Here is a 9,080-nt window from a genome sequence, read left to right as displayed (position 1 = left end):
TAGAGCGGGATGAGATTAGTTTCGGTCATAGCCGGAGTTTTTGAAGTAGTGTGAGCACTCGGCGGATGTGATGCGGTTGAGAATTTGGCCGATCGCGTCGCAGACGGTTTGGACGGTGCGGCTTGCTGCCTTTCTCAGCCAGTGCTTGAGTTTTGAGAAGAGCTGTTCGATCGGATTGAGATCGGGCGAGTATTTCGGCAGGAAGAAGAGCCTTGCGCCGGCGACGCGTATGGCGCGACGCACCGCCTTGCCTTTGTGCGAGCCGAGATTGTCCATGATGACTATATCCCCCGGCTGGAGGGTCGGCGCGAGAACCTTCTCGACGTAGAGGAGAAATCTCTCGCCGTTGATCGGTCCGTCGATCAACCAAGGCGCGTCGACGCGATCGCGGCGCAGCGCGGCCAGGAAGGTCATGGTCTTCCAGTGATGGGGTGGACGCCCCCCGACGGCATCGATGTGCCAGAGTGGAGGTGTTTCTTGCCACTCAGAGGAGGCGCCCATGACGGAAGTTAGCACCATCGGCCTGGATCTGGCCAAAAATGTCTTTCAGGCACACGGAGCGAGCGCTGCGGGAGAGGTCTTATTCCGCAGGAAGCTACGACGCGACCAGGTGCTGGGCTTCTTCGCAGCTCAGCCGCCTTGCCTTGTCGCGATGGAAGCATGCCCCGGCGCCCATTATTGGGGCCGGGAGATCGGGAAGCTCGGCCACACGGTCCGGCTCATCGCGCCGGCCTATGTGAAGCCTTTCGTCAAGCGTCAGAAGAATGATGCCGCCGATGCAGAAGCGATCTGCGAAGCGGCGCAACGCCCGACGATGCGCTTTGTGGCCGTGAAGAGCGAGGCCAAGCAGGCCTCAGCCGTGATCTTCCGGACTCGCGATATTCTGGTCGGCCAACGTACTCAGCTCATCAACGCGATCCGCGGCCATCTTTCCGAATACGGTCTGATCGCGCCGCGGGGTCCTTTCCATGTCGGGCGCCTCATCGCACACATCGAGGACCCCGCATCGAGCGTACCGGAGGCCGCTCGCTCCTGCCTTGCTCTCCTCGTTGAGGGGGTGCGTCATTTGCAAGAGCAGATCGGCAAGTTAGATGCGGAGATCTCTGCTCGCGCCAAGGCTGACGAGATGACCCAACGTCTGATGACTGTGCCTGGGATCGGCCCCCTGATCGCCACTGCCATTGAAGCTCTTGCGCCGCCGGCGGAGACGTTCCGATCGGGTCGTGACTTCGCTGCCTGGGTCGGATTAACACCGGTGCAGCGCTCGACGGGCGGCAAGGAAAGGCTGGGCCGAACATCCAGGATGGGAGAGCGAACCCTGCGACGGCTTCTTATTATCGCAGCGAGCGCCGTGATCCGCTGGGCCAAGCGCAAAGGGGTGCCTAAAGGATCCTGGCTCGGGCGGATGCTCGAGCGTAAGCCGCCGATGCTGGTGATCGTCGCACTGGCGAACAAGAATGCCCGTATCGCGTGGGCGCTATTGACGAAGGGAGAAAGTTACCGGGCTCCGGCCGTACCTGCTTGAGCGGGACGGACTTGAGGCCGTTGGCGGCGTGAGGAGGTCAAAGGACAGGTATGGCGCAACGTCGGTGAGGCGGGATCAGGAGAACCAGGCGCATGGGGAGCGCTTCGAGCGCGTTCCAGTGATGTGGACCTTATCCTCGAACTCCCATACGGGCCCGCGGCCATGACGAGCCGCAACAGAGGCCGGACACATGGCAGCACCCGATCACGCGCAGCAGACTGCACCAAAGATTCTTCTTGCGTTTGAGGGGGCGTCCACACATGGCCGTGCGGCACTTTCGCTTTGATCCGCTGTCCCACCGGCGCCCAGCCGCTTAGCGGCGACATGTTGGTCTTGGTCCAGGTCTCGTCAATGAAGACCAGGCGCGTGGGATCAATCCGGCCCCGATACTTCGTCCACTGCATCCGCCGTCGCGCGATATCGGGACGATCCTGCTCGACGGCGATCAGCGTCTTTTTTTGTGACTGAGCTTCTCGGCATGCACGAATTCCCACACCGAACGGTAGTCGACCTTCAGGCCACGCTCGCCAAGTTCGGCCACAAGGCCGCGCAGGTGAAGTCCCTGTCGTGACAGCGTTCGATCAGCCAGTCGCGCCACGCTCCCGAGAGCTTCTTCGGTTTGTAGCCGCCGACCTGGCGAGGCGCAGCACTGCCAGTCTCTTCGACACGCTTAAGCCACTCAATGGCCGCGCTATAGCTAACGCCAAATCGAGCCGCCGCCGCACGTCGCGAGAGCCCATCGGTCTTGACCGCGGCTACAACCCGCTCGCGAAGGTCCATCGAATATCCTGCCATCCAAACTGGCCTCCTCCCAGCATGAATGTTGAATCAGAACTGCGATGATTTGGGAATCCCACGACTCTTACAAATCTCATCCCGCTCTAGAATCCGCGGTCCTTACGGATTTGTCGCCTCGCGTCTGACCGCAAGCACCCTCCCCTTAACGACGAATCTGGGGTCAGGAGTTCGAATCTCTTCGGGCGCGCCACTCCAACCATTTGAAATCATTAATCTTTCAGAGACTGTACTCCATCTCTCACCAGCTTAATTTTCCAGATTAGGCCGGTTTTTAAGCCGGTTTTGGAAGGACGGACATTCCATCGAACCATGTGGCAGCCTAGCGTACGCGCGACCGGGAGCAGGTGAAGATCCCTGCCAAGAATCGAATTTGCGTGATGCCGATGACAGCTCAGCGCCTCAGTTTTGGACATTGCACAATATGGTGTGGCTGCTTGGAAGCAGACACTCCTTTCGAAGCCGATGTCGTGGCGGCCTCGCGAAGTCCGATTTTGTGCAAGCTGTAACATCAAAGACTGTCGGCGCTTAAACGCCCCGTTTCGCCCCACGTATCAGAGACGATATTCGTTTCGGACCATCTGCGCTGCCCGTTCGCAAATCACAGCACAAGGTGCTTGGGTGTTCCCAGTTGTCACCCTTGGCAAGATCGACCCGTCCGCTACGCGCAGCCCCTTGACGCCATGCACGCTGAGGTCACTATCGACTACCGACATCTCGTCTACACCCATTCGAGCGGTGCCACACTGATGCCAGTAGGTTACGGCTGCATCACGGATGAAATCGTCGTCTGCGTCAGTTCCCACACCAGGGATCACCTCACGCTTGACGATCGGGCGTAGCGCGTTCGCTTGGCCGAGTTCCCGGCAAAGCTTCACACACGCCCTTGCCGCTTCCAGGTCATGGGGGTGAGCCATCATACGGGCGTCAACGACCGGGGTCCGCGTTCCTCAATCTCACCCGTCCACGGCTCTGTGGGCGAGCAAGTCCAGCGAACATCGTCCATCCGTGCGCGGGTATCCCCCGAGCGGAAGTTCGGTCGCTTGGAACCGGGAATTCCACCTGACAGAACAGAAGGTCTGGCTCGCGCATTTCCGGCCGGCTCTTCCAGTAAAGAGTAGCTTCGCTTCCATTGTTGCGAGGAGCGAGCGGTTCGCGACACTCCCACGAGCAACCGAAGGATACGTGGTCCTGCAGGTTTTCGCCGACCCCAGGCAGGTTTTGAACGAGCGGAATGCCGTGGCGTTCGAGGTGCGTGCAATCTCCTATTCCAGACAGCATCAAAAGCTTTGGCGTATTGATCGCTCCTGTCGAGAGGATGATTTCCGTGGTCGCGGAGAGCGTCTGAACATTTCCACCTCGCTCAATTTCAACGGCTACAGCGCGTCGTCCGCCGAATAGCACCCGTCTTACCAGTGTATCGTCAGCACTGTGAGATTCGGTTTGTCGGTCCACGGTAGAACGTATGCGCGATAGAGCGAGTGGCGCCGCCCGTCGCGCACAAGCATGTCGGTGTAGGCCGCGCCGCCTCGCTCTCCATCATAGCGCCGTTCGGGCTGTCGAACCGCGGGATACCTAGTTGCTGAGCCGCCTGCAGCATCGCACCCGCGATCGGGCTGGGGTCATGGGGTGGCTGAACCCAAACCGGACCGTTCGTTCCCCGATATCGTTCATTCGGTGCCCCTTGCCAGGATTCAATGCGGCGATAGATGTCCAACACCGCCTCATAACCCCAACCATCATCGCCAGACACCTCAGCAAAGTGATCCCAGTCACTGCGGTGCCCGCGCGCCCAGACCATGACGTTGACGCTGGAGCCTCCACCAAGGCCCTTTCCCATCGACATCGGCAAGGCGCGTCCGCCTAGGTCCCGGTTTGGCTCTGCAACAAAACCCCAATCGCGCTCGCTACCGAGGTTTGTGGGCCACAGGCTCGGATCAAGCACCGCTTCGGTATCGTCGGTACCGCCCGCTTCAATCAGAAGAACATTGCAGGCAGAGTTTTCGGCGAGGCGTCGAGCAATCACGGATCCGGATGCGCCGGCGCCGCAAACTATGAAGTCGTATCCTGGCTTGAGCTTTGCCGTCAGCCTCGCCTGATTATCTCGAGCGCGTCGTTCGAAGTCTTTTGCCGCGTGGCGGAAGAACTGCTCTGCATTGTAACTCTCTTGGAATTGTTGACTTCGTGTTTCGCGCGCCGGATGTCAGTTATCCGGCGCGCTGTTTGCAGCCACGACTGTCGCTCATCAACGAGCCGCGACGGCGCCCTTGCGAGCAGCTTCGTCAATCACGTCAGCGACGACTTTCGGCTGCGTCATGAACACTGCATGGCTGGCCGCCACCTCGGTGACCTTTGCGCCAATGCGTTTCGCCATGTCCTGCAGCATGCGCTGGTCGAAGGCTTTGTCGTCCGTGGCAATCACTGCCCAGCTCGGCTTGCTGCGCCACGCGGCGTGCTCGAGCTTCGTCCCGAACGCCGACATATTCACCGGCACCTGCGAGTCGCGCATGAAGGCCGCATCAGCGTCGGTCGTGTCGTTGGCGAAGCCGATCTTGAATTTGTCGGGGGAGATAAAACCGTAACCGTCCGGTGTGGTCTCGATGACGAATTCCGGCGGGGTCTGATATCCCTCGTAAAGCTGACCGGTGGTCTGTCCGGCGTCGGGAGAAAGCGCTGAAACGTAAACGAGACTTTCGACATTGTGGTGGATGCCGGCCTCGGTGATCACAGTGCCGCCCCAAGAATGCCCCACAAGAACCGCCGGTCCTTCCTGACGATCCAGCGCACGTTTGGTCGCGGCGACATCGTCTGCCAGCGAGGTTAGCGGATTCTGGACGATCGACACGCGATAACCTCGCGCCGTCAGATCTTCATAGACGCCGCGCCAACCGGAACCATCCGCGAATGCGCCATGAACCAGCACCACGTTCTTGATGGCCTGTGTGTCAGGAATCTTTTCGGCGCCGTGTGAAGCTGAGGCAGTGGCGATTACCGCGACGGCGGCTGTTGCTGCCAAGATGTTCGATGTCTTCGAAACCATGTTTTCTCTCTTCATCAAAATCGCGATATTCATTATCGCGATAACTATCTTGGCTCGGCGTGAGAAGCTTGTCAATCATAATTTTTATCGCGATATTCTTTTTACCGACGGGATAGGCTATATCGATCTGCAGGAGACGAACCCATGCCCACGAAGAAACCGAACAACCCACTGCCGCTCGATGACCAGCTTTGCTACGCAATTTACTCCGCAGGCATCGCAATCCAGCGGGTCTACAAGCCATTGCTGGACGGCCTAGGGCTTACATATCCTCAGTATCTGGTGCTCAACGTGCTCTGGCAACACGGCGAGCAGACGGTTGGCAGCATCGCCGACAGGCTGGCGCTAGAATCAAGTACCCTGACGCCTCTGCTCAAGAGGCTGGAGACTGCGGAACTTCTCAGCCGAACCAGGAACCCGACCAACGAGAGGCAGGTTCTGATTGAACTCACCGACAAAGGGCGTGAACTGAGATCTCGGGCAGGTTGCCTTGCAGATGGACTGCTCTCGACCTCAGGACGAAGTCCTAGTCATCTGAACCAGATCACGCGCGATGTGAGGGAACTGCGTAACGCGATTTACTCCCACACGGGTGGCTGGACCAGCACGGCCTGACCGCACTACCTCTGGCAGGGGGCAGATGCGCGCTGTGGTGCGCGCACCGTCTGTTCACGCGGTGGGAATAGTGCCGCCGTCGATCACATGCTCTGTCCCGGTAATGGACGATGCTCGATCCGATGCAAGGAAGGCGATCAGGTCGGCGACCTCTTTCGGCTCGGCCGGTCGTCCAAGCGGTATGCCGCCGAGTGACTTCATGATCACCTCTACCGCATCGGCGTAGGCAATGCCGGCTTCCTCGGCTATGCGCAGGGCCAGACCATTAGAGTTCGGACTGGCGATCCAGCCGGGAGAAACGCGCACCACCCGCACTCCCTTAGGAGAAACCTCCTTCGAGATGCTTTTGCTGTAGGTGTTGAGGGCCGCTTTGGCCGAAGCGTAAGCCGTCGTCGCCTCCGGTAGCGGCAGGCGGTTCTGGATCGAGGTGACGTGGATGACGACGCCGCTTCCCTGAGCGATCAGGCCGGGAATCAGAGCACGATCGAGCCTGACCGCAGGAAAGAAGTTGAGGTTGAACTCCTTGTCCCATTCCGTGTCGGTGAGCGCAGCAAAGCCGCCTGAAGGGGCAGAAGAGCCTCCCAGCACGTTAACAAGGATATCGAGCCCGCCAAGATCCCGATGCACCGCGTTGACGACGGCTTGAACCCCCGCCTCGGTAGTCAGGTCGGCCGCGACGAATGCCCCACCGGAGAAGTCCGCCGGCTTGGTGCGAGCGGTGGTCAGCACACGGGCGCCAAGCTCTTGAAAGAGCGCCACGGTCGCGGCGCCGGCACCTAAAGTACCTCCGGTGATCAGGGCCCGACGCCCCTGCAATGTGACGAAGGGTGTCATATAGTGATCTCCAGTTCGGCAATCTTGTCGTCCGCGAGGACGAAGAAGAAACGCAGTTCGACCGGGCTTCCCGGGAAGTCGCCGACGGCGTGGCCCGTCACTTGGGTCTTCCCGTTTTCGGTCGCGATGAAGATGGGTTCGACCGTGTAGCTGTATTGCTGGGTGGCCTCAGCCATCCACTTTCGAATGGCCTCACGGCCCATATGGGTTTTGCCCTTGTCCTTCACGATGCCGTTTTCGGTAAAAGCGGCAGCGACAGCATCCGGCCCGCCATTTCGGTCGGCGTCGAAATAGGCTTGGATGCCCTTGGGTAATGTGAGGGGTAGTGTAATCGTCATTTTACTCTTCCAATCAAGTCCAGCCTTTGCCAGCTGTGGGCCTCGACCCATTTGGGCCGGCAAGTGACAACCTAGGTCTGGACGACTGCCGCGATAACTGGGATAAAAAGGCACGTGGAATTCCGATAAGAGGGATAATGACGAGGTCTTTTCTGGCTGACCTGGATGCGGTTCTCAGCATCGCTCGGCTGGGCTCTTTCCGGGCTGCAGCACTTGATCTCGGTATGTCGACGACGGCACTAAGCAACGCCATTGCAAAGCTTGAGCAGCGTTTAGGAATTCGCCTGTTCAACCGAACAACGCGTAGCGTTTCGCTTACCGATGCCGGAAGAAGCTTCGTGGAGCGGGTCGGTCCGGCGATGACGGACATCCATGACGCCATGCTGGCGGCGCAGTCGCTGCAGGAGACGCCAACGGGCACCTTGCGCATCAACACCTTTGCATCGGCGGCACGGGAAGTGATCGCGCCCCTCGTTCTGTCGTTTCTACGGCGCTACCCGCAGGTGCATATCGATCTTGTCACGGAGGGGCGGCTGGTCGACATTGTCGCCGGCGGATTCGACTTGGGCTTGAGGCCGGCGGACCTTGTGCCAAGCGATATGATCGCCATTTCGCTTGGACTACCGCGACGAAATGCGGTTGTCGCCTCGCCGGATTTCCTGCGCACACACGGGCGGCCTGTCGTTCCGGGCGATCTATACCGATTTCGGTGCATACGGGCACGTCTTCCGAACAACGCGCTGTTCCGCTGGCGGTTCGAGAAGGAAGGGACCGCCGTGCAGATCGATGTCCAGGGGGCCATCACCCTCGACGAGCCGAGCTTGGTCCGGATTGCTGCACAGAATGGGATCGGACTAGGATATGTGATGGAGGCGGATGTGCGCGAGGACATCGCTGAGGGTCGGCTCATGTCCGTTCTCGATGACTGGACCCCGCCGCTGGCGCCGCTCTCGCTCTATTACCCGGGCAGGAAGAACCCACCCGCAGCCTTCAGTGCCTTCCTGCAGGCCGCAAGGGAGTTCGCAACCGGGAACCGTTAGCCACACCTGGCACCAATAACGGTTCTGGGCCCAGAAGCGGTCATCGCACGATCGAACTGTCAATGGCTCCTATGGAGTCGGGTGTCGAACGGCTGCTGGTAAAAAATCCCAGCCGAAACCTGACAGTCCGGTTACGGCCCCACACCCCATTCGATCACTGCCTCAGCGATTAAACGCAGTGGAGCCCAAGCTGCGCTTAATCCGTATGGCCGCGTGCCGACGACCCAGGCAATCTGTTGGGAGTGTCGTTCATAATAGCGACCTGGGCTAGATCGGCGAGCCGCTCGCCACGTGGTCCGGTCTGAATGGAAACCGCTCTATGTCTGCCACCGTGCTCAACCCAGTAAGGATATTCCCTCGTATGCCGACGTCAATAACTATCTGTAAAATAGACATTTTTCGTTCTGTAGCGAATCGTGGCGTACGCTCGCCATAAAGTTCGTAATGAAAGGGTCAGGTGTTCGAGTCACGCAAGCGGCACCAGTTGTTTCATAGGCTTAGGTGCACTGCCCGCAAGCTCAAAGCCTTTCCATCAAGACGCGTTCCGAGGTACAAATGGCGCCATTCGTGTCAGGCTTCTTCCTCTCTGCCGGTTCGTCCACCTTACGTCTGGCCGGCCCCATCAAGCCACTCTCCATTGATGCGGCGCCGTCATTTCCTTTCTGGACCTCGCCACAACGCTGATGCGTGCGGTCAACCCCCCGAACCGCTCCGTGTGTCAATGTGATCGTCCAGAAAGGGCATCCCTCGAATGGACGAAGACAGGCCCAGATTTAAGCGTACTTTGCCGTGTTCGTTTTCCAATGGCGCTGCGGGATCGGAAGCTCCGTGCGAGGTTCAAGCCCTTATCGGAACGGAACGGTCCACCGGGGGCGGGGGCAGGAGGGCGAGGA

Annotated in this window: 6 protein-coding genes and 3 pseudogenes; 3 read left to right on the top strand and 6 right to left on the bottom strand. The window is 59.5% G+C overall.

Annotated elements, in window-relative coordinates; translation table 11 throughout:
- Positions 1-15: 15 nt before the first annotated feature.
- A pseudogene (locus EOA85_RS19120) lies at positions 16-426 on the bottom strand (IS630 family transposase); the annotation flags it as partial.
- A 73-nt stretch (positions 427-499) separates the two neighbouring features.
- On the opposite strand from EOA85_RS19120, the gene EOA85_RS19115 reads away from it, so the two are divergent.
- Positions 500-1,525, top strand: a complete 1,026-nt coding sequence (locus EOA85_RS19115; RefSeq protein WP_127210774.1) for an IS110 family transposase — start codon at positions 500-502, stop codon at positions 1,523-1,525.
- 666 nt (positions 1,526-2,191) lie between these two features.
- Here EOA85_RS19115 and EOA85_RS39105 read toward each other — a convergent pair.
- The 3 genes and pseudogenes from EOA85_RS39105 to EOA85_RS19100 all read right to left on the bottom strand — a co-directional run.
- Positions 2,192-2,320: pseudogene (locus EOA85_RS39105) on the bottom strand (helix-turn-helix domain-containing protein); the annotation flags it as partial.
- A 554-nt stretch (positions 2,321-2,874) separates the two neighbouring features.
- A pseudogene (locus EOA85_RS19105) lies at positions 2,875-4,409 on the bottom strand (GMC family oxidoreductase N-terminal domain-containing protein).
- Between the two features lie 156 nt (positions 4,410-4,565).
- Complete coding sequence (locus EOA85_RS19100) at positions 4,566-5,360, bottom strand: alpha/beta hydrolase (protein WP_127210772.1); 795 nt, start codon at positions 5,358-5,360, stop codon at positions 4,566-4,568.
- 144 nt (positions 5,361-5,504) lie between these two features.
- Here EOA85_RS19100 and EOA85_RS19095 point away from each other — a divergent pair, with 144 nt between their 5' ends.
- Positions 5,505-5,975 (top strand): MarR family transcriptional regulator, encoded by a 471-nt coding sequence (locus EOA85_RS19095; RefSeq protein WP_127210771.1) that lies wholly within the window; start codon positions 5,505-5,507, stop codon positions 5,973-5,975.
- Positions 5,976-6,029: 54 nt separating this feature from the next.
- Here EOA85_RS19095 and EOA85_RS19090 read toward each other — a convergent pair whose 3' ends face one another.
- The gene (locus EOA85_RS19090) at positions 6,030-6,809 is read right to left on the bottom strand and encodes an SDR family oxidoreductase (RefSeq protein ID WP_127210770.1); all 780 of its coding nucleotides are present in this window, start codon (positions 6,807-6,809) and stop codon (positions 6,030-6,032) included.
- The gene (locus EOA85_RS19085) at positions 6,806-7,147 is read right to left on the bottom strand and encodes a nuclear transport factor 2 family protein (protein WP_065005934.1); all 342 of its coding nucleotides are present in this window, start codon (positions 7,145-7,147) and stop codon (positions 6,806-6,808) included. The genes EOA85_RS19090 and EOA85_RS19085 overlap by 4 nt, the downstream gene beginning before the upstream one ends.
- A gap of 137 nt (positions 7,148-7,284) precedes the next feature.
- Here EOA85_RS19085 and EOA85_RS19080 point away from each other — a divergent pair, with 137 nt between their 5' ends.
- Positions 7,285-8,187, top strand: coding sequence for a LysR family transcriptional regulator (locus EOA85_RS19080; RefSeq protein WP_065005935.1), 903 nt, complete (start codon positions 7,285-7,287; stop codon positions 8,185-8,187).
- Positions 8,188-9,080 lie beyond the last annotated feature (893 nt).

The organism is Mesorhizobium sp. M5C.F.Ca.IN.020.29.1.1 (assembly GCF_003997375.1).
GTDB classification, from domain to species: Bacteria; Pseudomonadota; Alphaproteobacteria; order Rhizobiales; family Rhizobiaceae; genus Mesorhizobium; species Mesorhizobium wenxiniae.
This window is presented reverse-complemented; position numbering and strand designations above follow the sequence as displayed.

What these genes read in the sequence shown, in the direction of transcription:
- EOA85_RS19090 (WP_127210770.1), bottom strand. Translation starts at nt 6,809, where the DNA reads ATGACACCCTTCGTCACATTGCAGGGGCGTCGGGCCCTGATCACCGGA.
- EOA85_RS19095 (WP_127210771.1), top strand. Translation starts at nt 5,505, where the DNA reads ATGCCCACGAAGAAACCGAACAACCCACTGCCGCTCGATGACCAGCTT.
- EOA85_RS19085 (WP_065005934.1), bottom strand. Translation starts at nt 7,147, where the DNA reads ATGACGATTACACTACCCCTCACATTACCCAAGGGCATCCAAGCCTAT.
- EOA85_RS19115 (WP_127210774.1), top strand. Translation starts at nt 500, where the DNA reads ATGACGGAAGTTAGCACCATCGGCCTGGATCTGGCCAAAAATGTCTTT.
- EOA85_RS19100 (WP_127210772.1), bottom strand. Translation starts at nt 5,360, where the DNA reads ATGGTTTCGAAGACATCGAACATCTTGGCAGCAACAGCCGCCGTCGCG.
- EOA85_RS19080 (WP_065005935.1), top strand. Translation starts at nt 7,285, where the DNA reads ATGACGAGGTCTTTTCTGGCTGACCTGGATGCGGTTCTCAGCATCGCT.